The sequence below is a fragment of the Paenibacillus sp. 1182 genome (assembly GCF_017833915.1).
Lineage (GTDB): Bacteria > Bacillota > Bacilli > Paenibacillales > Paenibacillaceae > Paenibacillus > Paenibacillus polymyxa_D.
Genome location: NZ_JAFICR010000018.1, coordinates 87,001 through 113,452, shown reverse-complemented (window position 1 = coordinate 113,452; position 26,452 = coordinate 87,001). Strand labels below are relative to the sequence as shown.

The window sequence follows — 26,452 nt, the reverse complement described above, 5'->3', positions numbered from 1 at the left end:
ACAATAGTTACCTATATTATACAACATTAACGCGGTGTCGTCTTAAACAAAATTAACATAAAATAGGCTGTCGAGACTTTCTCGACAGCCTGAAGGCTGGTTTAAAAACCAGCCTTTTTTCTTTATTCAAATTCCATGTGCAAGAACGTAATCTGAGCAGCAATATCATTGTAAATGGTACCCGTGGCAGACTCAGATTTATATACAGATGGAGAAAAGTCGGCCTCTGACGGATGATTATCTGGAATACCCAGCGGAATTTGAGCAAGAAGTTTTGTATGAAGAGTGTCTGCCAGCATAGCCCCTCCTCCTCGCCCAAAAACATAGTCCTTTTCTCCAGTGGAGGACACATAATAAGACATGTTCTCCACAACACCGATGACCTTATGATCCGTTTGAAGCGCCATTGCGCCTGCACGTGCAGCTACAAAAGCCGCCGTTGCATGTGGAGTAGTGACAATGATTTCTTCACTCTGCGGAATCATTTGATGTACGTCAAGCGCTACATCGCCAGTGCCTGGTGGTAAATCGAGAATCATATAGTCCAGTTTTCCCCATTCGACATCACTAAAAAACTGTCTGAGCATTCTCCCCAGCATGGGACCTCTCCAGATCACCGGGTTGTTCTCTCTGACAAAGAAGCCCATAGACATGATTTTGATACCAAATCGCTCCACTGGCTGAATGATACCCTCTTCGACAGAAGGCACATCCTCTACTCCAATCATATCCGGCACACTGAATCCATAGATATCCGCATCAATTAAACCTACACGCTTCCCCTGTCTAGCTAAAGCAGCAGCCAAATTTACAGCTACTGTCGATTTTCCGACACCACCTTTTCCGCTTGCAATAGCAATAAACCGGACGCCAGATGCTGGGTTAAGCAACTCATGTTCTTCCATACCGACAGCATGTCCTTTGGTCAAAACCGGGTCAGCGGCGTCCTCGGTATTCTCCCCAGCTTGAATTGCGGACTTTTCATGCTCAGATGCCTCACGAATACGAATATGGACGTGGCTTAATCCCGCCTCTTCTAAAGTCTGCCGGATTTCCCGCTCCAGTTCTGCAAGCGTCTCTTCCTGGTTATTCAGACTAATAGCGGTCAAGGATACACGATCCTCTTTAACAACCACATCCCGAATAAAATGGAGATCGACTAGACGGCGTCCTGTATAAGGCTCCCGTACTTGTTGAAGTAACTCTATAACTTGCTCTCTTAATTGCATGATTTATCAGCACCTCTGCTTTGATGAATTTACGGAGTGGTAAACACTTACAGTATACCACTATCTGGCCTCAGGTGCTGGTGAGATCCCCTTTTCCCCGGCACAGTAACGCAAAATCCCCTTATATATGGACGCCGCCACCTGTCTTTGATAGTTCACGTCACTTAGTCGTCTAGCTTCCTCAGGATGGGACAAAAATCCTACTTCTACAAGGGCTGAAGGCATTTTGAGAGCTTTCAATAAATAAACTGTGTTCACGGTCTTAGCCACTCTGTCCGTATTTTCCAAGTTGCGTTTGATCTCTTCCTGAATTAAAGACGCCAGATTCTCGTTATCTGCATGGTTAGGTACGTAAAAGGTCTGGGCTCCACTCCAACGGCTTGACGGGATACTGTTCATGTGGATACTTAGAAAGAGGTCTGCTTTCTGCTCCTCAATTATACGCACACGCTGCTTCAAATCCTCCGTTTTTCTTCTGGAATAACCTTTCGTTTCTTGCTGCGCTAGGTCGCGGTCATTCTCACGTGTCATGACAACAACAGCACCTGCTTGCTGTAAATAATCCCGCAAATAAAAAGCGATTGCCAGATTAATATCCTTTTCAATAATCCCTTCTTTGCTAACCGCCCCTCCATCAGGCCCTCCATGTCCAGCATCTATGGCAATTACTTTACCTGTAAGGGGTAAACTCCAATGGGTCCAAGCTCTCGAAGCAGGTATCTCATACAATGCCAGTGTAATAAATAGAACGGCGAGACAACAGCCCAACAGCATTTTTTGCAACGTCCGATAGCGAATCCACAGTGTAACCTCGTTTTTACGATTATTTTTTTGCATAACAAAACGCCTCCGTCCTATACAGATACTAATAATCTATATGGGACGAGGCGTGTAGATAGTACAACTCAGGCATGAACAAATTCTTTCATACCTTCAATCAGCACTTGAGCGACTTCCGGTCGTGTAAATTCAGGTGGCGGGCAAACCCCAGAGCGCAACAATTCCCGTACCTTGGTGCCCGAGAGCGTTAAATGATGCTCCTTGGGATGTGGGCATGTTTTACTTGAGGCCATATTTCCACATCGGGTGCAATAAAAGCTATGTTCAAAGAACAATGGAGTAATTCCCAGTTCTTCAGGTGTAAAGTGCCTGAAAATTTCCTGTGCTTCGTAGGTACCATAATAGTCTCCTACACCGGCATGATCCCTTCCAACTATAAAATGGGTGCAGCCATAGTTCTTTCGCACAATAGCATGGAAAATGGCCTCTCTAGGGCCCGCGTATCGCATAGCAGCAGGAAATACCCCCAAAAAAGTACGATCAGCAGGATAATAATTATCCAGCAGCACCAGATAGCTCTTCATGCGCACATCTGCCGGAACGTCATCTGACTTGGTTTCACCAACGAGTGGGTTTAGAAACAAAGCATCCACTATCTCCATCGCGCTTTTTTGGATGTACTCATGTGCTCGGTGTACCGGATTTCGTGTTTGAAAACCAACCACTGTTATCCAGCCTTTTTCTGCAAAATAGTCGCGTGTCTGTGATGGTGTATAGTAAAACTCACTAAATTGTGTGGGCTCCGGCCGATTCAGCACTTGCACAGATCCACCAACATACGTAGCAGGTCGATCTAACAGTTTGTTTACGCCAGGATGAGCCGGGTCATCCGTCTTGAATACTCTTCTGGCTTCCTCAGCCTGATCAACCTGATAAATACTTTCAATATTAAGTACAGCATAAATGGTACCATCTGTTTCCCCCACTAAAGCCACCTGCTGACCTATTTTCAATTCACTGGCAATACTTTCTGCAACTGCAAGAGTAATGGGAATACTCCAGACTGTACCATCGGCAAGACGCATATCTGTTACCACTGACCTATAGTCAGATTCATTCATAAACCCCGTCAAAGGAGAGAAAGCCCCCACTCCAATCAAATCCAGATCAGAAATGGTCCATGAGTTTACACGGATAGGAAACAATTCCTCTGCGGCCTGCAAAAGTGCTTTTTGCTTCGGTCCTGTAATGATTTTATCAACAAGTGTTCCGCCATGCGGAAGAATTGCAGTCATAATGCACTTCCCTTCTTCTTCATAAATATGACTCATAGCTACCTGAATATCATTTTATTGATGGAGCCCGCACTCCGTTTTCTCATTGCCAGACCAGCGACCTGCACGAGGATCTTCACCTGGTAGGACCTCACGGGTACATTGCTCACAACCGATACTTGGATAATTGCGGTCATGCAATGGATTATACAGCACTTCATGAGTGCGGATATAGTTCCATACATCCTCGGATGTCCAGCTTGCCAAGGGGTTAAATTTAACGAGTCCAAACTTTTCATCATACTCTATCTTTTTTGAATTCGCACGGGTAGGGGCCTGATCGCGGCGAATACCGGTAATCCATGCATCGTATTGCGACAAAATGCGTGTCAGCGGCTCAACTTTGCGTATACCACAACATGTGTTAGGATCTGTTTTCCACAGTTCCTCTCCATGTTTAGCCGCTTGCTCTTCGGGAGTAATTAAGGGAGAGACTCTAACAAAATCCAAGTTGTACCTGGCCTTCATCTGATCTCGCGTATCGTAAGTTTCTTGAAAATGAAAGTCGGTGTCCAAGTAAAAAATGTCGGTGGAAGGGCTAATTTTTTGAAGCATGTCTACTAGTACTACATCTTCTGCTCCGAAGCTACAAGCAAAGGTAAGATTGGGAAATGTAAGAACAGCATACTGGATAATTTCCTCTGGCGTAGCATCTTCCAGTTCAATTGCCTTGACTCTAATCAACGCTTCTTTCTCCAATAAATTCATTATCAATGCGCCTCCATATGAAGATTCATAAATAGTGTCACTCCAATACCGACTAAACTAATAAGATTAAATACAGTATAAAACTTTCTTAATCATTGTCAATCCAAGGCAAAATGTCCTGATGCAAGCATTTATCCACCCAAACTTGTAGGAATGTTGTTCTGTCAGCATTCTTTAATGCTTTCTTGCGTATCCAACCAAGTTCATTGACTTTATATAAAATATTCTTATACCAAACATTTGAGAATGGTACATAAGCTCTTTGGTTACTAAAGGTAACTATTGTAGCTGAAAGTATGCTTGAATTAGAGATTTTTTCCGTCAAGAAAGATGGCTTGTTCTCCACCCTGTCGAAGACAAAGATGTACTAACAGTACGCTTTTAAAAAAAGGCCTTTCTTATACAACAACATATGGAAGTAGTTTGGTCCTTGAAGGAATATTCCCTATGGTGACTTTGGAAGAGCAAACCGAACGTACGGATAAGCATTTTTTTGACAACCTATCATGCTACGTAAAATCACTTGGTTGAATGATTTGATAGCCAAAATGTTTTTTTGTACTTAACGTCTGCTTGCGGATTTTCTGAGTAAAATGCTTTAGAGTCAACTAGGAGCAGCGTATCCTAATCCTGTGCCCAGTGCGAGGCAGCCATCGGTAATACTGAACAACTTTGGGTTACTTGATCATGCAAAACTATCTATAGAAGATAACAAGCATCGTTTCTGAATCTAAGATTATCGAAGGACGCCAACTGAGGGATTTGAAAATACCTTTAGCTTCAGAATTCTTATTCTGCATTCAAAAGATGAAGTCCGTATGTGGATAAGTTCAGAAGAGGGTAAAAGCGAAATAGCATTTACCCGAATTTTTAGCCAGATGAAACCACTATACTATTCAGGAGCTCTGGCGTCAGCGATACCTTCATTGTGGAAATTATAAAAGAAATGACTCCGCGCTGAATTCTTATTATGCCTCTATCCAATCCTATAGCGCTTGTAGAGGCAATTACCGAACAATTGATCCACTGGACACAAACAAGGCTCTTATCGCTCTGGAAGTCTTTTTAAAGCTGTCATCAATGAGGAGCGATTTTATGAGGGTAAACAGTCGGACAATGCATAGTGCTCCTGTTTATAGTTTGTGGCGATTGCTGTGTAGACTATTTCTATTACCAGCAACAAGTACATCGCCGTTGCAATTGCAGCAGCCTAGGCAGCCGACAGTTAGGTTAAGGATCGTCCTTCTGCTCAGTACACACAAATAAAAAGAGGTATTCCTTGCTGTATCCCTGCTGCGCCCAAAACAGCTCTACAAGAGGCATAGACAGTGCTCCCAGAACATATCAACGAGAACTTTACATAAACAGGTGAAAGCAAAGTACCCTCGCGAAACAGCACTTAGCAGAGAATATTAAGACCAGGATAAACTAAATAGCCGGACAATATATTTAGTCACAGGTTATAAACATTACAGAATAAACTACGTTGAAATAGCAAACTGTATTTGTGTATAACAATATCATCTTCAATTCCTTCGTGGATAACTTCTCGTTTTCCGTGCATTTGCATGCGGTTATTTATGTATTCGCTGAAACATGCCGAAACTCATAGCTTTAAACTAGGTCTACTTATCCACATGTGGGTAATGATTAGGAAATTAAAAAAAGAACCCTTTCCATAAGGAAAAGGTTCTTCTGTATTCGAAATATTAACGTTTCGAGAACTGTGGTGCACGACGAGCAGCTTTGAGACCGTATTTTTTACGTTCGAAAATATAACGTTCGGATATATTCAGTTTTCCGCACTATAATAGGAAGAAAAAAATTTTTATTCCGACTTTCTAGGGTCTGTTCTGGTTCAAATATGGTCAAAATATGGTCAAAAGCTACATGTTCTTTCTCGTCTTGGTCCTGGAGAATTCCAGGGCCTTTTTGCTTTAACTTCATTTCTTAATCTTCATCAAATTCAAAATGATGATATTTGATTTCATCTTCTACATACTCGACAGTTCTTAAAATGTATTGACCTTCTGCATAGCACAAAAGTTCCCAGCCATCAATTGATAACTCATCTAAAACATATAGAAGATCCAATTCTCCGTATTCCTGTATAACATCCTCAGACTTAAATCTCCAACACTCTTCAGGATGATTGATTTTTTCCAGTATACCATGGCGTTTTAGTTTTACTTTCTCAATTTCAATCTTCTTCATTCCTGCTTCCACGTGTATCCCTCCAAATCAATATTTGTTTGAACAAAAAATCTTAGTACGGCAGAAAAGGCGACTGTATAATCTATTCTTTACTATAACTATCTCTATGTTCTTGTTTACGTTTTTCAATCCAATCTAAAAAGTCGCTTTTCATGGCTCTTCTACTGTTACCCACTGAAAAATTAGGAATTCCACCGTAATCCTCATTAATTCTGAATAGTTCATATACGGTGCTTCTTGAAATGCTCATATATTTAGCTATATCATTAGCAGTAAGTACATCTGGAAGTGATCTTAATGTTTTTCTTTCTTTGGCCACAGCCGACATTTCATGTTCACTATCATTTAATATCTTTTCTCTGTAATGTATTTCAACTTCTTCTTGTATGTATTGGTCAATGTCCTTTAATAGTTTTTCGAAAAAATCCCTTTTATTCCTCATGCTGTTCCTCCTTGTTAGAAGATACATCATCAACGAATGTTCCATTACGTATAGCTCTTAAAATCGCCTTTGCACAAAGTTCGTGGATGAAATCCTGTACATCCTGCGGAAACTGACTAATGTGCATTTGAATCCCCCTTTTTTTTATGGATAAAGGTACATACAATAAGAGTATCTTAAATAAGTTTAGAGGAGGATTCTATGAAGATTGTATCAGAAAAAGTTATAGACAAGAATGGAACCATTATAGGGGACGATCCAGGTGAATTTCCAAGTATCATAGCAAAGTGTAAGGCTCTAGTACTGACACTAGAATCAGGCATAGAACACACTTTCGTTGAGAAAGAGGGGAATATGCGTAAGAATAGACATTAATGAAAGAATAAAAGATCATGTCAATAATATGTGGATGAGCTTTTAATAGAATAACTTTCTAAGGATTCATCTGGCCCAATCATTTAGCTCAGAATGATCATATTTGCGTCAATGTGCAAATTAGGCACATCAATTTCTTATCAGCAATATTAAGTATTCCTCGTTATTCTGCTTTTAAAAGCCTTTTATCCTCCATAAATCTCGTTCATGTTGCTCGTCCCTCTACCTCGATATAAGTGAAGAATTTAATATTTAAATACAGAATCCTGCAATAAATTAAATTATTACAGCTAAGTAACAATAACATAAACTCCAATTTTCTAAAAAACAAGACCAGGACTTAAGTTTCAGCCTGCGAATATAATATCCTCTAGCTTAATCCAACTAAAATCATCCTCACCACGAAACAGTTTTACTTCGCGTCTAGCCGTGTTAATTGACGTAACAACACCAGTCATAACCGTGTCGTCGAATGGACTAAATACGGTCACGCTGACAGGCTGACGTGAGTTGTAGGAATCTATTAGAGCCTGCTCAATTAGCTGTACCTCTTGGTCGTCCAACTCCGGTTTGCCCCGCCGTTGTCGATCCTTCATGAGACGCAAATAAGCCTCTTTATGCTCTGGTATGATAATGCGGCTGCTTTCCCATAATCCGTTACCTTCTAGTTTTTTAGACATGTATGTAGCCTCCTGATGTGTTATGTATTGATTATATTGCGAACACTTGTTCTGTGCAATAAAATATTATTGCCAAGTCACACAGAAGTTTTTCAATTTAGGTTGTTTTCTTACTCCTGAGTTTACCTATATTATATTGGCAGATATAGCCAAACGCGTATCAATAGGGTAAACTATACTTACGGAAGATGCACAGCAACTACTCCAGCCGATGGAGATTCATGACGGTGAGAATATGCTTAACGATACAAGAATTTATTACTTTATCCTTTCAGAGGACATGACCAACATAGGCGCTTTCGATGAAAAGAAAAAAATGTTAATATATGAGCCTTTTTATAAACGAAAGATGTCTCTACCTTCAAAATTGAAATTTTGCATTACTTCAGCTATGCATTTACATGAACCTAAAAACAATAGAATCACTGCTGAGTTTAGAGACCCATCTGGAAATGTGTTGGATGTACTCCCGCTTAGTGAATTAATGTTAGAAAATAATAACGATATAGAGAAAATTAAGTCTGTAGATGGAGGCGTTAGCGTCGCCACACAACAGGGTATTGAAGTTGATACGGCCGGAGAATATCATTTTGTTGTTTTATTGAATGACGAAGTCACCCTGTTTACAGCCCCGGTTATAATAGAAAATGAAAATGGGGATTCGAGCGATGACGATGAATAATTTCGTGAAAATAGGAGATAGAGAAGGCTCGAATGTAGTAAAGTTCGGAATAAAAGAAAACAGACGGCAAAAAACTACTCCTAAACAACAATGGTCTTCAAATGAATCAGCAGCTGGTGAGGAAAGCCCAACAGGAAGCGGAGGTGGAGGCGGAATGAACGATATACTGCGTAGAATAGAAAGTCTGGAGCAAGGTCAAAAAGACTTGAAAGACGATTTAAAAGATAAGGTTTCAAAATCAGACTTGGACAAATCCACTTTAGAATTGAAGCTATACATGCGTGAACTTTTCGAAAAAGTGCCCACCGAAGACAGAATCAAGACCATCTTTAGTGAACAACTTAAGTCCCACGGTGTAGCCACTGAAACATATGTAAAAGCACAAATCAACGAATCTAACGCTACTCTAATGAAATGGATTGTCGGAATCGGAATATCGGCAATTGTTTCTATTGGTTTGGCCCTAATACGCTTTTTCACTCATTAAAACGAAAGTCCGCCACGCGTCGGACTTTCGTTTTTTTTTAATATTCTGTATAGTACCTATTTGCAGCCCCCGGAGGCGTAACGATCTTTTGATCACGATCCCAGCCCTCTATTATCATGATGTGTCGGGTATCGCTCTTGTTATCCCATGCAATATAGTTGTCTTGTTCCAAAGCCAGCAGGCCCGCCTTTATATCCGCTGCACTCCTACCTGTCTTTATTTCCAGTTCCTTAATCGTTGGTAGTCGGCGGCGACCAGCAGAATAGTTGTACAGTATCCGCAGTAATTTTCGTTCCCGATCAGTGAGCATAAGGCAATACCTTAAGTGCACGCGGCATATTCTCACCACGTTCAATATATCCCTTTTTCTGTAGACGCTCCATGTACCCATATGCTGTTGATGTAGATGCCAGCCCCAACCCTATTTGTAGTTCTCGAACCGTTGGCGGATATTTACTCACCTCGATAAATTGTTCGATATAACTCAAGGCTCTCAGTTCTTTCGATGTCAATTTCATCATGATGTCACCCCTTGATGTTTGGATGAACTCATTATATAACGAACAAATGTTCTTATCAATACATAAAAAGCCTTGAGCCTTACCCGTGGTATGTGCATGCACAGCTTATTTATTATACTTTAGTATAATTTTTATTTGACTATAGTATAACATCGGTGTATAATTAATATCAGAAGGGAGGGAAAAAGAATGGCAAAGAAAAAGAGAAAACGTAAGCCCCCTGAAGTCAAAGATGTAATCCAGTTCTTGACGGTCCTGATTACATTTATGACAGCGATCATCAACCTCATAGTCTTACTACTTAGGTAGTAAGCTGAGGGTTACGGTTCGCCCCCAAAAGGGGCGGATTGTAACGGGGCTTATGTTCTCTCTTTAATTAAGTATACCACGAAGCGAAGGAGGTTACACCGTATATGAGCAAGTTAAACACTGCCAGCTTTATAATGAGTCTAGCCGGGTTTGTCATAAGTGTAATTACCCTCATAATTGTGTTGAAAGGCTGATAAAAATGACCATCGCGGAAATGATCGTACGCGAAATTGATAAGCGAGGATATAAAAATAAATGGGTGGCCGAGCAAGTAGGCATTAAAGAGGTCACCTTTTCTTTAAAGTTAAAAAAGGACCGTTTTACTGCTTCTGAGTTGGTGCGGATCGGCATACTGTTTGATTTGGATCTTAACGTATTCAAAGAATGCTCTATAAATGAGGTATCGGAATGAAATATGGACCACGCAAGCCCAGCCTAAACAAGCGTTTAGCAGCTCGTACCAGCCTCAAACGGCAGATTGTACACCGTGCAGGACTACAGATGCCACGGGGCTGGGGATGGCTAAGAAACCCACGTAAGGCGGCATACAATAAGGCGTACAATCGCAGCACGTTTGATATATTCAAGCTGCTTTCAAAATTGTTCAAATAAAAATAGCTCTGCCGACCAATTAAGGTTAGCAGAGCTTTCTATTATATACCGCCAAATAAGACTGCCTTTTTTCAATTCTCTTAACAACTATATTTTATGGTACTTAGTGACTATGTACACAGATATACAGATTAATTATAATTATTTTTGTAGTTAAATTATAGAAAGAAGGGATTTAATTTGAAAAGATTAATGAGTTTTGGTATCGCCACATCATTGCTTCTGTCACTAAGCCCTGCTGCTTTTGCGCAGGATTCAATTTCAGCAAATCAAACTGATAATGGTTACATTAAAGTGATCGAAAATACTGAGAATCAGGACGGACATGTTATTACTCCTTTTGATGTTCAATTGATTAATCCGATACATCACACTGGAAAAGGAGCATTTGAGAAAACCTTCACCATGATCCCTGAGAATGGAGAAGACGCCAATGTGTTCGTTAAAAATAATGGAAGTTCAACAGCTTATGTAGAGATTAAGAAAGCTGGTTCCAGCACCTCTATAGACACTTCGGTTTCACCTGGTAGTCAGAAGACCTTGCAAATTTATTCCCAAAGTAAAAACTCATATAGTGTATACATTTACACCCAAGACGGTTCCCAGATGGACCTCAATATAAGCGCAAGACAATTCTAATTAATGTACAGAAATTACTAAGTGGCTTCATATACATTCGACTCACATAAAACAGAGAAGGACTCTATCGGTTATATACCGTTGGAGTCCTTTTTCACATCTACTCTAAATTCAAACTGCTTACGGAAAAAATAAGATCCGTTAATCCTAATTGACTCTGGTGTAATCTTCTCCACTGCGCCACCGTAATCCACTATATCTATCAGATCCTCACCCAACGTCTGGACTACATATACTCTTACCTGGCTTAATGCAGCTGCAAATAATTCTATATCCGACTTTAACACTTTATATGTATGGTTCATGCTGATCACCTCAGAATAGTTATTCGGTGATTGTTGTGATTTTTCCTCCAATGAATAAGGTCCCGCTAATCTAAATTGGCGGGACCGTTTTACTTATTCCGTTTAGAATCCATAGCTAACCCAGTAGCTTTTCCTTCAATTCAATACTCCTATTACTCTCGGCCAGCTTTTCAAGCACTTCTCGAGCATCCCACTCATGAATTGGATGCACTCTAAGTTGATAATCTTTTATAAATTTTTCAAACACTTCGTAACTTAACTCAAAATCATTAACTTTGAAATGTTCTTCAAAGTTCTTAGTGATTTTTTGAACATCGGGGTTACTTTGATCAGGATGCAATCGTATGTTAAATAACATACAAAGATTCGTGATAAAGTGTTGATCTTCACGACTAAGCTCTTTTTCTGCACACCATTTATCATATGGTGACAATTCATCTTCTGCTAAACGTAACAATGCAGATTTCCATTCAAGCAAAATGTTTATACGCTTCTCAAGTTGAGTTATATCCGGGTTTTCCATGATGCACCTCTCATTTTTCAAGTCATTAAAGTATTACTTTGCTACCATAATAAATCAACCACTCCACAACCATCCCTACTCCTTCTGCGATTCCTTTACTAACGACTCCTCTCAATTCCTGAACGATTGCAGACCTTGCGCCTGCGGCTATTTCAGCAGTAGTCAATTCTACTGCTCCTAAGTAGCTTTCAAGAACACCAAAAACCTTATTGTTATATTTAATAACAGCTGCCACTGTCTCTGTATCAAAGAATTTTTCCAGAGTCCACCGCGACACAGGGTTATCGATAACATATCTTAATGCTTTAATAGCAGTTTCTACAGCCTTAACTTTCACCCCTTGGGTACTAACTTCCCCATCAGGCTGTACAGTAGGAGCAGGCGGAGTTACAGTATTTGCATCGATTGTTGGTGTTGTTCCGTATGTAGCAGTTACTGAAGATGTTTCTGCAAATGCCGCGAAAGGAGTTATAACAGAAAATAATAAAGCAGTTGCCATTGAGCTCAAAATAGTTTTTTTAGCTAATTTCCATTTCACTTATACATTCCTCCAATATTTTGTATTTACAACAAAATAATATACAAAAGTGAATGTCGAAGTAACGGGAAAATAGTAAATTGTAATAAACAGTAAGGAAGTCCCATGATGAATTGTTTAAAATTCTAAGTATTTAATCAATAACATAAATAAATTTCAGGCTATTCCTCCTTCATAAATATGGTCTTTTGAACTATTAAATCTAAATGTAGTGTTGATTAATGTCAAAAACCCCCGCTAACCTAAAACTGGTTGGCGGGGGGTTGCTATTTTACTATAAATTCCACTCGGGTCCCGTCAGCATAGTCGTCCAGCTTGTGTCCTACCCACGATCCAGCTCCACGATTATCCTTTGGACTTATGTACTTAATGTCTGCACCCTCTCCACCTTCGGAACACATCGCCATAGGCCATTCATCGCGATCTTCGCCCTTCTTGGTGGGTACACCTTTCAATGATAAATCCCGGTTATGGTCGGCTCCTTCACGGTCTATAGTGCATACTGGTGACTTTCCGGCTGCTATAGCCTCTTTAATGTGCTGTGCTGTCTCGGGATAACGGTCTGACGGGAATTCCAGCTTGACCGTATCGGCAGATACCTGCGTTACCGGAACGGCTACAGGGTCGCTCTTAGTGCTCTTTACAACGTCTTGTTGTACGCTGCATCCAGCTAATAGGACTGTTATCAACACGGTAAATATCCACTTAAACATATGTATACCTCCCATATGGATTATGCTGATCACCTCATGTTGTAAAACGCTCGACCTTTTCTGAAGTACCTTGGGTTATTACTTTAACCTCATCTCCAACGATTAAAATGCCATATTCATTTTCCTGTACTCTGACTTCTTTCCGATCTGATCCTTCAAATTGGCATGTTATAAAATATTTTTTTGTTGAAGAATTCTCCACCCAGTCTACTCTTTTATCAATTACTTTTGCGATTCGTTCAATTTTGGGTAGTTTTGAATTCCTTGCGTTTTCGCGTTCGGCAGATATTATTGCAGGTACTAAAACGGCCATTATTAAACCGATCATTATAAGTACAATTAGAAATCCTTCGAGCATGTATTATTCACTCCTTAAAATTTCATTAATAAACTGCTATATCCCAAAACGTAAAAACACCCCACCAGCTTAGCCAGTAGGGTGTCACCGATGCCTTCGGATTGCACAACGGTGCTTCCGTATGTGTTGTTATCAGTATAATTGGTTTGGGTGATTCTGTAAATACATTCAAAAAAATATGGTGAATTCTGGTGAATCATAGAGTAAAGTTAATTCTGCATCTAACAACTACTAAGGAGAGTATTTAATATGAAAGAGATTATTTATCTGGACACTAATTTTCTGAATTCTTTTATGGCCCAAACTCACCGTGGTCTTCCTTCCAACTCTACGCATGAACAGTTCGAACAAGATACAAGGACAGATTCATCTGCTACCAAAAGACAAGGTACACATGATGTTACGGCACAATTAAATACGGGGTCGGTAAATATTCCGTTCATTTCTGTTTCTCCAAACGGTACAGTAACCTACAAGTATTCAGCAAACAATCAAGCTGATGAGGTATTCTCTCTTACTCAATTAGAGGCTGGCAAAGAAATTATATCGAAGCAATTACACGACAACTCACTTATTGAGTTTGAAAATTATCTTGAAACTATCAATATAGAAACTATCACTAATGTTAACGAACCAAATTTAGAAAACCTCTTTGGTAAATATGTAAAAGTTTCTGCTGACTTTAGTATTTTTGATTTTGACTATCTCAAAAGCATAGCCGACCCTAATGCATTAATTGAAGTTATGAAACAAACAAATCCTCATGCTCAATCCGGTGATGTCGAAGAAACAAAAAAGATGTTTGAGTTAATCGGAAGCTTCATTGAATATCTCGGAAACATCCTACCGACAAATCTTTTTTTAAGACAAGGACTGTTTATCTCACCATTGAAAAAGGAGCACTTACGAGAAAGTAGTTCGGAACTAAATTTTAAATACGGCGGAGGGTCTAAGCTGCAGATTCATGTATTGGCGAAAGCGACTCGTGTTTTCGAGGATTTAAATATAGATATGTTTGAAGGTAATAGTAATCTTGAACAGTTATCAAGCATGATGAGCGGAGTTACTGAAATGATACTGAAAACAGTTAGCGCAATAAAAAAAGGAGATATCATTTTATCTCCAGTTGCTATTTATTTTGAATAAGTCTGCGTTTTTTTGCTCTTTCTTTCATTTCGCTTTTGCCATCGGCAATTTGTTTAGATATTCTTGAAAAGTCTTGATCAAAAATTTCTCGTTCTCTGTTAGTTCGGGCTATACCTTGGCCGATTATACTTTTAATCTGTTTTTTCAAGGACATTTTCTTCACCACCCTATTTTTATTATATTCTCATACTTGATAATATTCCACCACACAAAATTATCTATACCCATTAATACCCTGCCGTCACCGCATCCCAGCAGGGTATTTGTTTTATAGATTTATTCTGCAGTAACAGGCGTTTGGACAGATTCAGTTGGCATAGAAATAGGGTCTGGTTCAGGTTGAACCTGAGCAACTGGTGTTACCTCTGCTGTAGCCTGTGCCAAGAAATCATTCAACTTTGCAGCCAGACCCGATACAGCTTCTTTAGCTGCTGCCTGAGAGGCTTCTTCGATGTTGATTTTGGGTTCTACTGTAACGATGCCCGTTTGCTGTTTCTGTTTAGAATTGAACTCCAAATAAGCTTTTTCAATAGTTGCCTGCAATTCTGTAGCCGATACCACAATACCCTGTTCTGTAAGCCTCAAGGATGCATACTGTAAAGCTTCTTTCATCTTTCGAACCCCGCCTGCATCTTTAAACGTAGTCTGAGCAAGCGCGAAAGCTTCCCCCGCTACTTTGTGGATTACCTCACGTTGCGCGGCTGTTGTACGTGCGTCTAGCCAGTTGTTAGCCTTATTCTTTAGTGTATTAATCCCTGCCAAAGCAAAGGTCACTAGTACGCCTACAATGGCTGTAACAATGGTACTAATAGCTGGTTGAATTGTTTCGATTACATTTTGCATTTATAAATCCCCCTCTTATTGTGTTGGCAAACCTGCAGCACGTCGCAAGTAATTAGCCAGGTTGTTATAGTGTTGCATTTGTTCCTTGTCACCCTCTTGTTTCGCTTTAAACCAAGCTGGTTGCAGCCAGCGGAAGATAATCTCTTGGGCATTGGATTTAAACAGCTTCACAGCTCCAGCAAGCGGCAGATTTTTTTCGTTCAACCCTGCCGCAGCCCGCAGGTTGTTAGCGAGGTTATGAAAATGCGTCTTGCCTTCCTGATCCCCCGCCTTCTGGCTTGCGAACCAAGCTGGAGATACGTAGTTATCAATTAAGGATTGAGCGATATACACAGGTAACGGCGTAAAGTCCAACGCAGCAGGAGCCACAGCAGCGCCTTTAAGCTCCGTTTCCACGTCATAAACCAATTCCTTTAGCGTTTTGCCAATCGTCGCCAGAGCTTGGTCTACGTCCCTCTTACGATACGGGTCAAGCTGCTTATGCGATGGGATATGTGTACGTGGGTTAATCCCCCATTTGTTACAGCAGTAGGCCAAGTACCATACAAAGCGTTTGTAAGCCTCCAGCGTATTGATCTTGCCTCCAAAGCATAATTCCACGCCCAAAGCTATATCGTTCGCATCGTCGCCAAAGCGTTCGTTATCCGTAGTGACGTTATACAAGACATGCCAAGCTTTCTCGGCTGCATCCGATCCGGTTCCAGTTGGAATAATCTCAAGTATCTTCTTATCATCCACAAAGACCTGAGCAGATGCGGATCGGTCTTTTAGATTTTGAAAATAGGCAAAGTGGTTATCCGCTGAAGCTCCTGGATTACCTGTGTCGTGTGCAACTAAAAAGACCGGATTCCCGCTTGTTAGGCGAGTACCCGGTCTTACATTATGGCGCTTGTTTATGTAGCGCCGTTCTATTGTGTATTTGGTTTGATTAAACAATCTTTACAATCCCCCTTTTACGAATACCGCCGTAACAATAGCGATTATAGTCCCACCCAACACAAACGTGAGGAACTGAAACCACTGCTTGTTATTCGTGGTTCGTTCTTTAACGCTGTCCTGCTGAGTTTGTTGGAGCCAGCTGAACAGTTTCATTTCCAGCGTATCAATTTTGGTCATAACTTGATCGAATTGCAATTGCATCATTCTAGTCGAATCCTTGAGCTGGCGAATCTCTTCATCATGGCGCCCCGCTGTTTGTTCGATCAGTTTAAAACGCGCTTCATCCGACAATGTTTGTGCGGAAAGCCTCGCAAACTTCGCGCTCAAACCTTGTAGCTGAGCTGTTAACTCTTCTGTTTTCGCGTGCAATTGTTCAATTGCCATCACGTCTCCTTCCGGCATACCCTTTCCCCCGTCTCTATCTATTTTGCTCAGGAAATTTTTCCTGCCTTACTCTTCCCGTTTTTCTAATGGTGTGCCATCTACATCTAATCCCCAACTTACTAGATATGCTCTAACCGGTTCCTTTTGTATATCTGGCACCTGAGCAAACGTCTTTATGCCTTTCATGATTAGAGATCCATATATGGCTGCCACGTTAATCACCTCCCCTCTTTAAGAGCTTTAAGTTCAGCTTGCATTGCAAGCATTTGCTCGTACATATCAGCCATTGCAATCTGTGTATTTGTAAGTTCTTCACGAAGCTTTGGCTGCGGTTCTGGCTGCTTGGTTAGTTCCGCTATCTGTTCCGGCGTAAGTCCCTCAGTCCATAGTTTGTCTGGCTGCTTAGGAGCAACATATGCTGGCTGTCCCCCTTCTTCCCTGCCCTTAGCCTGCCAATCGTTTAACGCCGATATATACGCCTCTTGTGCCTCGTATACGGCACTCTCATAAACCTTCCATGCAGCAAGATCGAAACGCGGTTTGAACAGTCCCGGCGTTGTGATCGGTACGCCAACTGTGTAGCCTAAAAGCTCCGGCTTTTTTGGTTCGGTGCCCTCGTCTTGATCAGTGCTATCTGGCTGGGCATAAAAAGGGACGACACCATTAAAGGCATCGTCCACCAGTTCGTCCTCTAGATAGAAGCCGTCTGTATTTACTTTAGGTACTACTTTCATATGTTAGACCTCCTTATTGTTCAGCCAGAAACGGCGGCAAACTGTCCAAACTAACCCAACCAGTATTCGTTATCGTGATGCCAACTACAGCAAGTATCGCAACATTGCCATTAGATCCAATATTGACGCGCCCTAAAACATCATGCCCGCTGTCCGTATTCGCTGCCACTCCTGCCACCATTGTACGCGATGGTCTATATCCCGCAGGTAACTGGAAGACATTCGTATTCATAGCTCCTGGTTTAGCTATGCCTTTTATGTGGACATAACCTGCCGAATCTTTCAAGTAAGATATCTGACTCAACGTTACGTCATGATTAGTCCAACCATTAAGCAACGTAGGCGTAAGCCATGCAGGATTATCTTTGTCAGCCTTCTTGTTCTCCAGTACCGACACCCTTGAGGTTGTCTGCTGCATACCGTCCACCAAGTCTGCAAGCAGCGTCTTTTCATTCGCAGCATATGAGCCTGTGAATGGTACGACCGGAGATGGTGTAGCCATAAGGTATGTGACGCTATAAGAAGCTGCGGCATTAAATTTACTCGGATTCAGTTCGGACGTTATTCCGTTGCTGCTGGAATTTGTATAGTTGGCCCAACTGCTTGTATCGTTTTTGTTGTTAGCGAAAATATTGATAATTCGGCTAGGTGTATTGACTGTATTACTGCCCGAAACGGCATTAGCGTTAATATAGTAGAACCCGTTTGTGTGCAGTTTAGGACCAACCGACTCGCGCAGCACAATCCCCGTACCTACTTCAACCTGATTATCGCCCTCGTTAAACGCAAGTTGCCCCTCTGATACAATAGGCTCTACTGTAGGCGTTGCAAGCTGGTATACGAGTTGGTACGGTGTATACCCTGCATATGCCTGTTGTGGTGCGGATTGGGTAAAGTTAGGCGCACCGACACGTTGAACCCAATATTTAGTGCCTGTACCGTTCCACGTTGCTGTGGTAGCCGCCTGCGCTTGGGCTGGCGTGATGGTATTAGCGTCATAAGCTTTGTAGCCGTAGAAATAGGCTTTGATGTCGTTCTGGTCTGGTTGGTACCCGTCTGCCCATCCACTATCCGCAACGGGTATTGATAGATATAACCCGTCAGCGGCTAAAAACGATTGATCCGCATCTGTCCACGGGTAGGCATGTGCGATTAATTTGCCGTCATACTTTACAACTCTTTCGCTGTCCGTCTTTGGGTTGGGCAAAGGTAAAGTTACCTGTTTATTGCCTGCCTTGGTGTCCTTGTACGCCCAAGCTTGATTACCATCCAGCGTCAAGCCATTCCAACTCTTAGACTTGAAGTATTGTCCGTCACGCTCAAACACTGTATCCGCATTAGCCCCTGTAACTGGATCGGCATACAGGTCTGTTTGCAATGCCAACATGGAGTCCTCGCGAGGTTTGAAGGGTTTAGCTGTGCTGCCGATGTTGAGCATTATGTTTTCAAACACAAACGTCCCTGTAGCACCCTCAGCGTTATTGTTCTGCAACTCAATCCCCATTCGGTAACAATTGTTCGGCGTTGTTATGCTGGTATTAAAAAGATCGCTTATAAATGTTCCGTTGGCATCGTAAAAACTCACCCTCACATACGTGCCAAGCGGTATGGTGCCGGAAATTTTATAACTCATTCCTGGTACACAAGGTAACGCCACAGATGAAGCTTGGTTTCCCGTTGTAGCCTTTAGTTGCAGCTTGTTAGGCCCCAAAACTACCGCATTAGCGTGTAAAACCCATTCATAGAAGCTTGGCAACAGGTTTTCCCCGTACCGTATCACATATGGATTACGTACAGGCATTACACTGTCTACGTAAGGCCATTTAGCGGCTGCTTGAGCTGGTGTATAACTTGCGGCTGCTGCATAATCTGCATCACTGACCTCATAGACGCGCACGCTGTCCATATTAAACGTATTACCAGATGCACCCGTTCCCGTGATCGTAACAATGTGAAAAAAGTCCGTCGCGGCGAACCGCACAACAGATGGCGCAAAAGCAGAGGCTGATGTTACCTCATTACCTGCAGCTCCAGCAATCCCGTTTATGGATATGGCCACCTTGCTGGTATTTCCGTTTTTAACATCGCCCACAGCTATATACTTTTTCCCCGGCGTAGTTAAAAAGCTTGCTGAAGCTGTAGCGGGCACAGAACCAAGCGTAAGTTTGAATGAGCTGGCCCCGCTGGTTTTATTAGCGGTATCAACTGCTATAGTCGTATTAGACGACCACAGCCCCACGCTTTCGCAACTCCCCATCCGCCCGAGCAGATTCACCATCATCCGGCCTGTCAAACCAGAAAGCTGGAATAAGGCTGACTTGGAAGTATTGATGATCTGCACGCCCGGCTGAAGCGTTACACCCTGACGAGATATAGTATTAAGGCGTTCTTTAACCTCATCCATACCACCAGCAAAACCGTCTATCTTCTCCCAGTTATCATTCATCATCGTTTCAACGTCGAAAAAATCATTCCCGTCTGCCACCGGGTCCTTCATGTATAGGCTCAAATTAGGTGTATTACTAGCCAATCCGCACACCTCCTGCAAATTTGTTTAATTGAGTGTTATTAATTTCATTGATCTTCATCACATGGTGTATCTCACGTATAACAAGGTACCTGAACTGATACCGCACTTCTAAGTGTGCTGGCTTGATCTCTTCTATAGCATCTTTTAAGTCTTGGAGATTTGGCGGCAATCCTAGTGTCCCGATAAACCTGATCACAAAATAGTATTCAGACGGAAAAACAGTAACATCAACCTCTCCGCGATCATAGCTATCTGCCACATTTTTGATCATGCTCGCAGACACCTTGCCGCTCCCGCGCATCTTAGAGATAACCACGCTCCGCCGCTGCTCAATTGGCTTAGAGGGCATGGAAATTATTTTAAGATCCTTTTCCCAAAACTTAATGCCCCATGTCGCAGTCTCCGGGTGAAACTGGCGGAATGTATCCACTATTGCAGCATCCAAATTATCAAACTCAATATCTTCCGACTGCATTATTTCTACGAATTCTTGAATTTCCTCATAATAGTCCGGCAAGTATGACATTAGTTTTTTAGACATGCACATCCACCGTCCCGAGCACGGCAACCGAATCTAACGGAACCTGAATGTTGCTGGTTACGCCGTTAATGGTTAAATCAAAATAGTCGATAACAGGCGGCACGTCCAAGATAAAGTTGGCGATCCGCGTAATACGCACCAATGTGTCGGTATCGTTAAAAGCTAATCCCTCCAGATACTTTGAAATGCTGGCTTCCAACTGCTCTTTTACATCATCCGTAGTCGCATCCCTTGCGAGTTGAACCCGCACACTGACGTTAATAGGCACTTCGCCAGCTCCCACAACCGTAACCACTGGTCCGATTGGAGCGGCCCCCTCGCCGTGTCCATCCTGTGTTGGATCTATATAGTCTTGCGCAGCTTGAACTACTGCTGCCGATGGAGCGCGTTTTTCATTATTCAAAATAACTACCTTTACCGTGCCATTACCATTCCACAAAGGAAATACTTTCGCATCGCCTACGCCCGGCACTTCCCTAGCCCAGTTAACATATTGGTTCTTATTTGCGCTGGTGATAGCCTTAGTTACTCTGTCTTGGTACCGATCAAATAGAGCTGGGCCCGTTTCTGTATCCTCGCCGGAAACAAGTAGATCTACCAATTCCGCCTTGGCCAACCCGTTAATAAAGTCAATCGGTAACAGTGAACCCGAAAACTGATTACCTATTACACCAGCCGTTTCGCATTCCACAGCAAACTGGCCGACACCCAATTTACTGAGTACGACATAGTTTAGATCCTCAATGCTGTAGCGGCTGCCAATAGGCACATCCATGAGAACCCCTTGGCTGTCGTAAAACTTTCCTCGCCAATGTGCTTTGGTCGCTTCTTTACGAGTTATACCGGACCATGCCACAGCCGAGTCCAAATATTCCTCATTATCTGCGTTCGGGAATATCAGGCTTATACTCGTATCCAATTCCACATACATTTGCGCTAATTCGGAAGCAGCTGGGGCCAACGCATCATATATAACACTGCCCTCCCGTTTATCCATACTGTCCGGTATACGGGCTAGCATGCGCTCTAAGATGTTGTCAAAAGTTTGAGTCTCATACAATGCCGCTCACCCCCGTTTCGTTCCTGAAATTACCTTGCGTAGTCACGACTTCGAATTCTGCCAGTACGTCCGATCCTGTAAAGGTAAATTGAAAATCCCTCACATCTGTAATCCGGTCATCCGCCAGCAAAGCCTCACGCACTAATCGCTTAAGCTCAGTCTGCACAAATAACCGGCTCTGCCCTTGCAGCCGGTCTACTTCTGCCCCGTAATCGTCGGAGTATATGAGATTTTCATATCGCAGTGTTTGAAGTATCTTATACACCACTTGCCGCATAGCCTCCAGACCGTCCACAATGCCGCGTGCGCGTCCATTTGTGAAGTCTAAGGCATATGTCTTGGTGGGCATTTCCTCTTCCTCAATCTCTTCGTCAACTATGCTACCACCCTCAGGAATCATGCGTTCACCAACTTATCTATAACGGCAAATTGTTGGCCGCCCTTCATTCGCTGCAACAGCACTGCGTCCCCCATTTTCAAACCTTCGCGGATCACTAGCACATCCGGCAACGCTGTTTGAGTGTTCTTGGTAGCCGTTTCAGAAGGAGTCTCGTCTTTGTATACATGACTGTGTGTGAGACTAACCACATACCGCTTTACACGCTCCGTGACAAGTAATAAATCTGCGTCCAACACCAGCCGTTGATCAACAGTAATTTCAAGCGGATCTACTCCCGTCACCTGTCCTACCATACTTTCGCTTGGTTTGGATGCTTCTATACTGCCTAAAGCTATATCCCGCAGTTGTTTAATCATTAGTTAGATCACCTTCAATTCGAGTGACATGGTATGTTCCATTCCTGAAAATTTATGTGTGCATGAATCTACCAAGTAAACTTGGCTTACCTTCAAATCGTCGATGAAGACAGGCACATAACACCCCGCCCGGATGCTCAAGTCTCCCATAGCATCTATGCTTAAGCTTTTGCTTTCTCTGTTGTGTAAGGTGAGCAAGTTTTGCGCCTTTTGTTTTATTTGAGCAGCATTCATCTTCTCGTCTACTTTGTCATAGAGTTGAAGCTTACCCCACTTTTTAATATTGTTACCGTCTTGGTAAACGTAGGCATCGCGCTTACCTGACTCTTTATTGTCCTGCACCAGCTTTACATAGTTGTACGTTTCGCTGTCTATGGACCGTTTAAGCGCGTATCCGGTCATTAAACTGCCGTCACCCACCGAAACAGATACAAGCATGTCAGCGGCTCGTTTAAGGGCTAGAGCGCCAAAGTCGTCGTAGAAAACATAGATGGTTCCGGTAGACATTAGTGTTTGGTCTATGGCCTTGTAGATAATATCCAATAGCTTTTGATTGTCCTCTACCATGGCTGGGATTTTATATCCCGTGTCAGCTATCATTCCGGTTTTCAGCTTAAAATCCTCTGCAATTCGTTTTATCACCGCGCCAGCCGTCAGGTTTTTAAATACATAAGTGTCGTTTGCATTCAGATAACGGATCTGATCATAAGCAGTAATTTTCATGTCGGATTTCTCCGACTGCTCCACCGAAAACACATAGCCGTAGAATATCTTGTATTTACCTTTGGTAATCCGGACGATATCCCCATTCTGGACTTTAAACTTCTTGTTTTGATATATTCCATCTTTAACAAGCGTGATATCTACGCTGCCCGGGCTCCCAGTGCGTTCGGTCTTCCAAGCAAGCTCAGACACCAGCCCGGCGGCGTTTTCTTTGCCTGCCATCGCTTCGCCGGACACCTGCCACACGTTTCCGTCTCGATTGTCTATGAATATATCCATGCCATCACCCCGGCAGTCTTAGCACTTGTCCAACCTTTAGCCGTTTGGCCTGTGCATTTGTAATTTTGTTGAGTGTCTGAATCTCTTTGTAACGGGACCCGTCACCTAAGTTCTTTTTGGCAATAATCCAAAGCGTGTCGCCTGCCTTGACCTTAACCGACTTGGGTTTAACCTTCTCATTAGGACGCTTGGCCTTCGCCTTTGTGGTCGTGGTCTTTTTTGCGCCTGTCTTGGTTGTGGTTTGCTTAACCTTGGCCTGCACCGCATTGTAAAAAACGTATTTCCTGAAAGATATCGTGTACTCAATGTCCGAAGTACCAGCCACTGGCTTCCATTCAAACTCTTCTATTGTGACTGGCATGTTTATAGCAATTTCCTGCGGACTCTTTTGCGCGCCCGACTCAAAGCTGATCGCAGAATAAATAAAGCGGATGGGCCGCTTGGTGTCCATCCACTTATCTATTAAAGCAATATATTCAGGTATAGGCCTCAATTCGTCCCCGTTAACAAAGGGGTACGCCTGACCGGGAAAGAAACTGTCAAACGATATTTCCGTCAGCTTTCGCGATTGAATTGCGTTAATCTCGCCCCCGTCCACGATTTTAAATGTGGAACCGTCTCCAGCCTCTTTGATGCTCATTTCAGGGGGATTGACTGGAATTCGAAATGCTTCTTCCCCGTTGTTGTAGCTTAGTAGTATGGCGTGTTCCATTAGGTGTACACCCCCTGTGCCGTAGAAACAAACTGTTCTTCCAGATGATCACCAATCTTTTTGATGATTGTATCTACATCAGCCCCATTGTTTATATCGCCCGTCTTGACTTGCACTGTAGGCGTAAGAGTAACAAAGTTCTGTATAGACTTCATTTCTGCGATATCCCGCATGACCTTGAGGTCTTCGCTTGAGATATCTACCTTGTCTTCGATCTTGCCTACTTTGCCCACTTTACCAACCTTGCCAACATCGCCAGCGCCGTTTGGCTTTGCTGCCTTAGGAGCTTTATAAGGCTGGGCAGTTCCTTTAAGAGAAAAATTGCTTACGGATTTAGTAAGGTCGTTAGCCATCGACTTACCATTATTGAATGCTTTGAGAACATCCATTGATTGCATACGGTACTTGCTAAAGTCCATAACATCTTTATCCGAAGTCGGCTTTTGCGGACCATCTGCCATCTTCATGTACTGGATCGCAGAAATGGTAGAACCGGTAATCGAATTTGTTTTTTCGATCAGCCAGTTTAAGCCATCGACCATCTTGTTTATCAGATCTACGAAATACTTACCGATATCATTCCACAGGTCATAAAACAGCTTTTTGATTGCGTAAACCGGGTCGATAAAAATATTTGCGAAGAACTCCACGAAATCTAAAATTACATTCCAGAATCCAGCAATCCAGTTGTTTAGTTGGGCAAACATTGCATAAAACACCCCCACAACAAAAGCCACAACTTCCCCGGTGGATATCCCGAATTTATTCAGTACCGTTATAATACCAATGATAGCAGCCACAATTAGAGCTAATGGCCAAACGGCTATAATCCAATCTATCGCAAACCCAACAGCTACAGCGGCAGCTACAACGCCTAAAACTAATAACGTGTTTTTCACCAGATCCCAGTTGTTCACAAGAAATTGAACTACGCTTGTTGTTGCTGTTGCAATCATGGACATTCCAGCTTGAATACTGCCGAAAAATTGATCAAACTTACCGCTTTGGAAACCGTTGTTTATCATATCGAACAATGGTTCAAAGGCTTTTAATGCCTGCATCCCTGCCTTAGATAGGCTAAACTCAAAAGTGTTTACTGCCTTCTTCCATTTTGCAGCTGGAGATTCTAACATTTTGTCAAATGCCTTTTGCGTTAAATTCTGTTGGTTAAGGAGCTTATCCATTCCCTTTATGAATTCATCAATATTTCCTGCCTTACCAGCCTTCAACGCATCACTTGACCTAATGGTACTCCTCCCTATGTCGAACCTTTCCACGATGGAAGTGTAATCCCCCGAAAGGAGTTCCTTCATACTAAAAGCTGCCCCTTCTAAACCTTCAGCAGGATTTAACTTCGCAAGCCGCATAGAAAGCATATTCAACTTTGTTAACTGTTGAGGGTCCATAGTGTTAGACATAAACTTCATCGTTCCTGACAATGCTTCATTTACATCTTGCCCAGCCTTTAATGCTTGTTTAGTAATCGAATCATAAATAGCATTCCCTAGATTCAGATCACCAGCTCGAGAGGAAAATGTGTCAATAAATGATTGTTGATCCATCGCCCCGCTCATAACCTTTTCAAATAGGGCCTTTGCCGCTGCAATAGAAACGTAAACGGCTGCAATGTTTCTGAGGTTGCTCAACATACTCTCGGAAGCCCGTCCGCCCTCACGCAAACGTCGATTCAGTCTTTCTTGTAATTGGTTTATCTTCTGTTCCAAAGCTTCTATCCGTGCTAATGCGGCTTGTAACGATGCTGCGTTTGCGCCGCTGCTTGTTCTCAGTTGCCGAACAACACGAATGAGCCTCAATACAAGCATTTGCAGATTGCCAAACATTGCTTGTAACGATGCTGGTAATTGTATCCGTATTCTGGCTTGGATATTCCGCAGTTGGCTGTCAATTTGTTGCCGAATGTGCCGCGCCTGCGCTATTGCATCAGCAGCGTTGATTGTTATATTTACAACCGAAGCTGTAAACATCCCACGAATTCGGTCGCGAATAACAGTAATTTCGCGCAAAATATCAGCCGAGTTCACCACAATATTGACAACAGATCCTGAGCCCATTTGCCTTATGTGGTTACGCACGACTTCCAGCTCTCGAATTGCATTGGCTGCATCAATATTGATTCGCACATTCCCATCGGATAAAGATTGCAGTCTTCGTTGTACAGTATTCAACTCACTAACTGCATTAGCCGCGTTTACGTTTATTTGAATATTAGCACGGGCAGCCGTTTGCAACCGTTCCATTTGCCGTGTTGTATTTTGAAGAGCCTGATTGACTGCATTTAGTTTGTTTGAAAAGTTATCATATAATTGGAGCGTCGATTGAACAGTAGCCATTTTCC

Annotated in this window: 37 protein-coding genes; 7 read left to right on the top strand and 30 right to left on the bottom strand. The window is 42.4% G+C overall.

The window, feature by feature from the left end:
- Positions 1-122: 122 nt before the first annotated feature.
- From JOD82_RS26665 to JOD82_RS26630, 8 genes are all read right to left on the bottom strand, one after another.
- Positions 123-1,229: an Mrp/NBP35 family ATP-binding protein gene (locus tag JOD82_RS26665; RefSeq protein ID WP_209950288.1), complete on the bottom strand. Its 1,107-nt coding sequence runs from the start codon at positions 1,227-1,229 to the stop codon at positions 123-125.
- A 60-nt stretch (positions 1,230-1,289) separates the two neighbouring features.
- Entirely contained in the window at positions 1,290-2,066 is a 777-nt protein-coding gene (gene cwlD, locus JOD82_RS26660) for an N-acetylmuramoyl-L-alanine amidase CwlD (RefSeq protein ID WP_209950287.1), read from the bottom strand.
- Between the two features lie 68 nt (positions 2,067-2,134).
- Positions 2,135-3,304, bottom strand: coding sequence for a sulfate adenylyltransferase (gene sat, locus JOD82_RS26655; protein ID WP_209950286.1), 1,170 nt, complete (start codon positions 3,302-3,304; stop codon positions 2,135-2,137).
- Positions 3,305-3,358: 54 nt separating this feature from the next.
- A complete protein-coding gene (locus JOD82_RS26650) occupies positions 3,359-4,051 on the bottom strand; it encodes a phosphoadenylyl-sulfate reductase (protein ID WP_029514483.1) in 693 nt (230 codons plus the stop codon).
- Between the two features lie 1,709 nt (positions 4,052-5,760).
- Positions 5,761-5,826 (bottom strand): 30S ribosomal protein S9, encoded by a 66-nt coding sequence (gene rpsI / locus JOD82_RS29815; RefSeq protein WP_397376032.1) that lies wholly within the window; start codon positions 5,824-5,826, stop codon positions 5,761-5,763.
- Between the two features lie 175 nt (positions 5,827-6,001).
- On the bottom strand, positions 6,002-6,277 hold the full coding sequence (locus JOD82_RS26640) for a hypothetical protein (protein WP_209950285.1): 276 nt from the start codon (positions 6,275-6,277) through the stop codon (positions 6,002-6,004).
- 70 nt (positions 6,278-6,347) lie between these two features.
- On the bottom strand, positions 6,348-6,707 hold the full coding sequence (locus JOD82_RS26635; RefSeq protein WP_245249152.1) for a helix-turn-helix domain-containing protein: 360 nt from the start codon (positions 6,705-6,707) through the stop codon (positions 6,348-6,350).
- Positions 6,697-6,834, bottom strand: a complete 138-nt coding sequence (locus JOD82_RS26630; RefSeq protein WP_209950284.1) for a hypothetical protein — start codon at positions 6,832-6,834, stop codon at positions 6,697-6,699. Before JOD82_RS26630 ends, JOD82_RS26635 begins: the two co-directional genes overlap by 11 nt.
- A 74-nt stretch (positions 6,835-6,908) precedes the next feature.
- Here JOD82_RS26630 and JOD82_RS26625 point away from each other — a divergent pair, with 74 nt between their 5' ends.
- Positions 6,909-7,082, top strand: coding sequence for a hypothetical protein (locus JOD82_RS26625; RefSeq protein ID WP_209950283.1), 174 nt, complete (start codon positions 6,909-6,911; stop codon positions 7,080-7,082).
- Between the two features lie 347 nt (positions 7,083-7,429).
- On the opposite strand, the gene JOD82_RS26620 is transcribed toward JOD82_RS26625, so the two are convergent.
- Positions 7,430-7,762: a YolD-like family protein gene (locus JOD82_RS26620; protein WP_209950282.1), complete on the bottom strand. Its 333-nt coding sequence runs from the start codon at positions 7,760-7,762 to the stop codon at positions 7,430-7,432.
- A 211-nt stretch (positions 7,763-7,973) separates the two neighbouring features.
- Between JOD82_RS26620 and JOD82_RS26615 the strand changes: the two genes are divergently transcribed.
- On the top strand, positions 7,974-8,444 hold the full coding sequence (locus JOD82_RS26615; protein WP_209950281.1) for a hypothetical protein: 471 nt from the start codon (positions 7,974-7,976) through the stop codon (positions 8,442-8,444).
- The gene (locus JOD82_RS26610) at positions 8,431-8,931 is read left to right on the top strand and encodes a hypothetical protein (RefSeq protein WP_209950280.1); all 501 of its coding nucleotides are present in this window, start codon (positions 8,431-8,433) and stop codon (positions 8,929-8,931) included. Before JOD82_RS26615 ends, JOD82_RS26610 begins: the two co-directional genes overlap by 14 nt.
- 37 nt (positions 8,932-8,968) lie before the next feature.
- Here the strand turns inward: JOD82_RS26610 and JOD82_RS26605 are convergent, their stop codons facing one another.
- Both JOD82_RS26605 and JOD82_RS26600 read right to left on the bottom strand, forming a co-directional pair.
- Positions 8,969-9,241, bottom strand: a complete 273-nt coding sequence (locus tag JOD82_RS26605) for a helix-turn-helix domain-containing protein (protein ID WP_209950279.1) — start codon at positions 9,239-9,241, stop codon at positions 8,969-8,971.
- A complete protein-coding gene (locus tag JOD82_RS26600; RefSeq protein WP_151255876.1) occupies positions 9,231-9,452 on the bottom strand; it encodes a LexA family protein in 222 nt (73 codons plus the stop codon). The genes JOD82_RS26605 and JOD82_RS26600 overlap by 11 nt, the downstream gene beginning before the upstream one ends.
- 508 nt (positions 9,453-9,960) lie before the next feature.
- Here JOD82_RS26600 and JOD82_RS26595 point away from each other — a divergent pair.
- From JOD82_RS26595 to JOD82_RS26585, 3 genes are all read left to right on the top strand, one after another.
- Entirely contained in the window at positions 9,961-10,173 is a 213-nt protein-coding gene (locus tag JOD82_RS26595; RefSeq protein ID WP_104495830.1) for a hypothetical protein, read from the top strand.
- Complete coding sequence (locus JOD82_RS26590; protein ID WP_209950278.1) at positions 10,170-10,373, top strand: hypothetical protein; 204 nt, start codon at positions 10,170-10,172, stop codon at positions 10,371-10,373. The genes JOD82_RS26595 and JOD82_RS26590 overlap by 4 nt, the downstream gene beginning before the upstream one ends.
- 180 nt (positions 10,374-10,553) lie before the next feature.
- Positions 10,554-11,012, top strand: coding sequence for a hypothetical protein (locus JOD82_RS26585; RefSeq protein WP_209950277.1), 459 nt, complete (start codon positions 10,554-10,556; stop codon positions 11,010-11,012).
- Positions 11,013-11,083: 71 nt separating this feature from the next.
- Here JOD82_RS26585 and JOD82_RS26580 read toward each other — a convergent pair whose 3' ends face one another.
- The 5 genes from JOD82_RS26580 to JOD82_RS26560 all read right to left on the bottom strand — a co-directional run bounded on the left by JOD82_RS26580 (position 11,084) and on the right by JOD82_RS26560 (position 13,449).
- Complete coding sequence (locus JOD82_RS26580) at positions 11,084-11,317, bottom strand: hypothetical protein (RefSeq protein WP_209950276.1); 234 nt, start codon at positions 11,315-11,317, stop codon at positions 11,084-11,086.
- Positions 11,318-11,432: 115 nt separating this feature from the next.
- Positions 11,433-11,840, bottom strand: a complete 408-nt coding sequence (locus JOD82_RS26575) for a hypothetical protein (RefSeq protein WP_209950275.1) — start codon at positions 11,838-11,840, stop codon at positions 11,433-11,435.
- 25 nt (positions 11,841-11,865) lie between these two features.
- On the bottom strand, positions 11,866-12,378 hold the full coding sequence (locus tag JOD82_RS26570) for a hypothetical protein (RefSeq protein ID WP_209950274.1): 513 nt from the start codon (positions 12,376-12,378) through the stop codon (positions 11,866-11,868).
- 266 nt (positions 12,379-12,644) lie between these two features.
- Positions 12,645-13,091, bottom strand: a complete 447-nt coding sequence (locus tag JOD82_RS26565; protein WP_209950273.1) for a NucA/NucB deoxyribonuclease domain-containing protein — start codon at positions 13,089-13,091, stop codon at positions 12,645-12,647.
- 34 nt (positions 13,092-13,125) lie between these two features.
- Entirely contained in the window at positions 13,126-13,449 is a 324-nt protein-coding gene (locus JOD82_RS26560) for a DUF2500 family protein (RefSeq protein ID WP_209950272.1), read from the bottom strand.
- Between the two features lie 249 nt (positions 13,450-13,698).
- Between JOD82_RS26560 and JOD82_RS26555 the strand changes: the two genes are divergently transcribed.
- Positions 13,699-14,595 (top strand): DUF6414 family protein, encoded by an 897-nt coding sequence (locus JOD82_RS26555; RefSeq protein ID WP_209950271.1) that lies wholly within the window; start codon positions 13,699-13,701, stop codon positions 14,593-14,595.
- On the opposite strand, the gene JOD82_RS26550 is transcribed toward JOD82_RS26555, so the two are convergent.
- The 14 genes from JOD82_RS26550 to JOD82_RS26485 all read right to left on the bottom strand — a co-directional run bounded on the left by JOD82_RS26550 (position 14,579) and on the right by JOD82_RS26485 (position 26,447).
- Positions 14,579-14,749, bottom strand: a complete 171-nt coding sequence (locus JOD82_RS26550; RefSeq protein WP_209950270.1) for a hypothetical protein — start codon at positions 14,747-14,749, stop codon at positions 14,579-14,581. The two genes, JOD82_RS26555 and JOD82_RS26550, sit on opposite strands and share 17 nt — an antisense overlap.
- Positions 14,750-14,871: 122 nt before the next feature.
- Positions 14,872-15,438, bottom strand: coding sequence for a phage holin, LLH family (locus JOD82_RS26545; protein WP_209950269.1), 567 nt, complete (start codon positions 15,436-15,438; stop codon positions 14,872-14,874).
- Positions 15,439-15,453: 15 nt separating this feature from the next.
- Positions 15,454-16,374: a peptidoglycan recognition protein family protein gene (locus tag JOD82_RS26540; RefSeq protein WP_209950268.1), complete on the bottom strand. Its 921-nt coding sequence runs from the start codon at positions 16,372-16,374 to the stop codon at positions 15,454-15,456.
- A gap of 3 nt (positions 16,375-16,377) precedes the next feature.
- Positions 16,378-16,779 (bottom strand): hypothetical protein, encoded by a 402-nt coding sequence (locus JOD82_RS26535; protein WP_209950267.1) that lies wholly within the window; start codon positions 16,777-16,779, stop codon positions 16,378-16,380.
- 48 nt (positions 16,780-16,827) lie between these two features.
- Positions 16,828-16,974, bottom strand: coding sequence for a CD1375 family protein (locus tag JOD82_RS26530; RefSeq protein WP_209950266.1), 147 nt, complete (start codon positions 16,972-16,974; stop codon positions 16,828-16,830).
- 5 nt (positions 16,975-16,979) lie between these two features.
- Positions 16,980-17,495, bottom strand: coding sequence for a hypothetical protein (locus JOD82_RS26525; protein ID WP_209950265.1), 516 nt, complete (start codon positions 17,493-17,495; stop codon positions 16,980-16,982).
- A gap of 13 nt (positions 17,496-17,508) precedes the next feature.
- The gene (locus JOD82_RS26520; RefSeq protein WP_209950264.1) at positions 17,509-20,025 is read right to left on the bottom strand and encodes a hypothetical protein; all 2,517 of its coding nucleotides are present in this window, start codon (positions 20,023-20,025) and stop codon (positions 17,509-17,511) included.
- The gene (locus JOD82_RS26515; RefSeq protein ID WP_312887717.1) at positions 20,018-20,566 is read right to left on the bottom strand and encodes a YmfQ family protein; all 549 of its coding nucleotides are present in this window, start codon (positions 20,564-20,566) and stop codon (positions 20,018-20,020) included. Before JOD82_RS26515 ends, JOD82_RS26520 begins: the two co-directional genes overlap by 8 nt.
- A complete protein-coding gene (locus JOD82_RS26510; protein ID WP_209950262.1) occupies positions 20,559-21,626 on the bottom strand; it encodes a baseplate J/gp47 family protein in 1,068 nt (355 codons plus the stop codon). Before JOD82_RS26510 ends, JOD82_RS26515 begins: the two co-directional genes overlap by 8 nt.
- Entirely contained in the window at positions 21,619-21,975 is a 357-nt protein-coding gene (locus JOD82_RS26505) for a DUF2634 domain-containing protein (protein ID WP_245249151.1), read from the bottom strand. The genes JOD82_RS26510 and JOD82_RS26505 overlap by 8 nt, the downstream gene beginning before the upstream one ends.
- Before the next feature lie 47 nt (positions 21,976-22,022).
- A complete protein-coding gene (locus tag JOD82_RS26500; RefSeq protein ID WP_209950260.1) occupies positions 22,023-22,382 on the bottom strand; it encodes a DUF2577 domain-containing protein in 360 nt (119 codons plus the stop codon).
- Positions 22,383-22,385: 3 nt separating this feature from the next.
- The gene (locus JOD82_RS26495) at positions 22,386-23,384 is read right to left on the bottom strand and encodes an XkdQ/YqbQ family protein (protein ID WP_209950259.1); all 999 of its coding nucleotides are present in this window, start codon (positions 23,382-23,384) and stop codon (positions 22,386-22,388) included.
- Positions 23,385-23,388: 4 nt separating this feature from the next.
- Complete coding sequence (locus JOD82_RS26490) at positions 23,389-24,096, bottom strand: LysM peptidoglycan-binding domain-containing protein (protein ID WP_209950258.1); 708 nt, start codon at positions 24,094-24,096, stop codon at positions 23,389-23,391.
- A complete protein-coding gene (locus tag JOD82_RS26485; RefSeq protein ID WP_209950257.1) occupies positions 24,096-26,447 on the bottom strand; it encodes a hypothetical protein in 2,352 nt (783 codons plus the stop codon). The genes JOD82_RS26490 and JOD82_RS26485 overlap by 1 nt, the downstream gene beginning before the upstream one ends.
- Between the last annotated feature and the right edge of the window lie 5 nt (positions 26,448-26,452).

Bases quoted from the DNA above. Each gene is read 5' to 3' on its own strand.
- JOD82_RS26665 (WP_209950288.1), bottom strand. From the start codon at position 1,229: ATGCAATTAAGAGAGCAAGTTATAGAGTTACTTCAACAAGTACGGGAG.
- cwlD (WP_209950287.1), bottom strand. From the start codon at position 2,066: ATGCAAAAAAATAATCGTAAAAACGAGGTTACACTGTGGATTCGCTAT.
- sat (WP_209950286.1), bottom strand. From the start codon at position 3,304: ATGACTGCAATTCTTCCGCATGGCGGAACACTTGTTGATAAAATCATT.
- JOD82_RS26650 (WP_029514483.1), bottom strand. From the start codon at position 4,051: ATGAATTTATTGGAGAAAGAAGCGTTGATTAGAGTCAAGGCAATTGAA.
- JOD82_RS26635 (WP_245249152.1), bottom strand. From the start codon at position 6,707: ATGAGGAATAAAAGGGATTTTTTCGAAAAACTATTAAAGGACATTGAC.
- JOD82_RS26630 (WP_209950284.1), bottom strand. From the start codon at position 6,834: ATGCACATTAGTCAGTTTCCGCAGGATGTACAGGATTTCATCCACGAA.
- JOD82_RS26625 (WP_209950283.1), top strand. From the start codon at position 6,909: ATGAAGATTGTATCAGAAAAAGTTATAGACAAGAATGGAACCATTATA.
- JOD82_RS26620 (WP_209950282.1), bottom strand. From the start codon at position 7,762: ATGTCTAAAAAACTAGAAGGTAACGGATTATGGGAAAGCAGCCGCATT.
- JOD82_RS26615 (WP_209950281.1), top strand. From the start codon at position 7,974: ATGGAGATTCATGACGGTGAGAATATGCTTAACGATACAAGAATTTAT.
- JOD82_RS26610 (WP_209950280.1), top strand. From the start codon at position 8,431: ATGACGATGAATAATTTCGTGAAAATAGGAGATAGAGAAGGCTCGAAT.
- JOD82_RS26605 (WP_209950279.1), bottom strand. From the start codon at position 9,241: ATGCTCACTGATCGGGAACGAAAATTACTGCGGATACTGTACAACTAT.
- JOD82_RS26600 (WP_151255876.1), bottom strand. From the start codon at position 9,452: ATGATGAAATTGACATCGAAAGAACTGAGAGCCTTGAGTTATATCGAA.
- JOD82_RS26595 (WP_104495830.1), top strand. From the start codon at position 9,961: ATGACCATCGCGGAAATGATCGTACGCGAAATTGATAAGCGAGGATAT.
- JOD82_RS26590 (WP_209950278.1), top strand. From the start codon at position 10,170: ATGAAATATGGACCACGCAAGCCCAGCCTAAACAAGCGTTTAGCAGCT.
- JOD82_RS26580 (WP_209950276.1), bottom strand. From the start codon at position 11,317: ATGAACCATACATATAAAGTGTTAAAGTCGGATATAGAATTATTTGCA.
- JOD82_RS26575 (WP_209950275.1), bottom strand. From the start codon at position 11,840: ATGGAAAACCCGGATATAACTCAACTTGAGAAGCGTATAAACATTTTG.
- JOD82_RS26565 (WP_209950273.1), bottom strand. From the start codon at position 13,091: ATGTTTAAGTGGATATTTACCGTGTTGATAACAGTCCTATTAGCTGGA.
- JOD82_RS26560 (WP_209950272.1), bottom strand. From the start codon at position 13,449: ATGCTCGAAGGATTTCTAATTGTACTTATAATGATCGGTTTAATAATG.
- JOD82_RS26555 (WP_209950271.1), top strand. From the start codon at position 13,699: ATGAAAGAGATTATTTATCTGGACACTAATTTTCTGAATTCTTTTATG.
- JOD82_RS26550 (WP_209950270.1), bottom strand. From the start codon at position 14,749: ATGTCCTTGAAAAAACAGATTAAAAGTATAATCGGCCAAGGTATAGCC.
- JOD82_RS26545 (WP_209950269.1), bottom strand. From the start codon at position 15,438: ATGCAAAATGTAATCGAAACAATTCAACCAGCTATTAGTACCATTGTT.
- JOD82_RS26535 (WP_209950267.1), bottom strand. From the start codon at position 16,779: ATGCCGGAAGGAGACGTGATGGCAATTGAACAATTGCACGCGAAAACA.
- JOD82_RS26525 (WP_209950265.1), bottom strand. From the start codon at position 17,495: ATGAAAGTAGTACCTAAAGTAAATACAGACGGCTTCTATCTAGAGGAC.
- JOD82_RS26515 (WP_312887717.1), bottom strand. From the start codon at position 20,566: ATGTCTAAAAAACTAATGTCATACTTGCCGGACTATTATGAGGAAATT.
- JOD82_RS26505 (WP_245249151.1), bottom strand. From the start codon at position 21,975: ATGCCCACCAAGACATATGCCTTAGACTTCACAAATGGACGCGCACGC.
- JOD82_RS26500 (WP_209950260.1), bottom strand. From the start codon at position 22,382: ATGATTAAACAACTGCGGGATATAGCTTTAGGCAGTATAGAAGCATCC.
- JOD82_RS26495 (WP_209950259.1), bottom strand. From the start codon at position 23,384: ATGGATATATTCATAGACAATCGAGACGGAAACGTGTGGCAGGTGTCC.
- JOD82_RS26490 (WP_209950258.1), bottom strand. From the start codon at position 24,096: ATGGAACACGCCATACTACTAAGCTACAACAACGGGGAAGAAGCATTT.
- JOD82_RS26485 (WP_209950257.1), bottom strand. From the start codon at position 26,447: ATGGCTACTGTTCAATCGACGCTCCAATTATATGATAACTTTTCAAAC.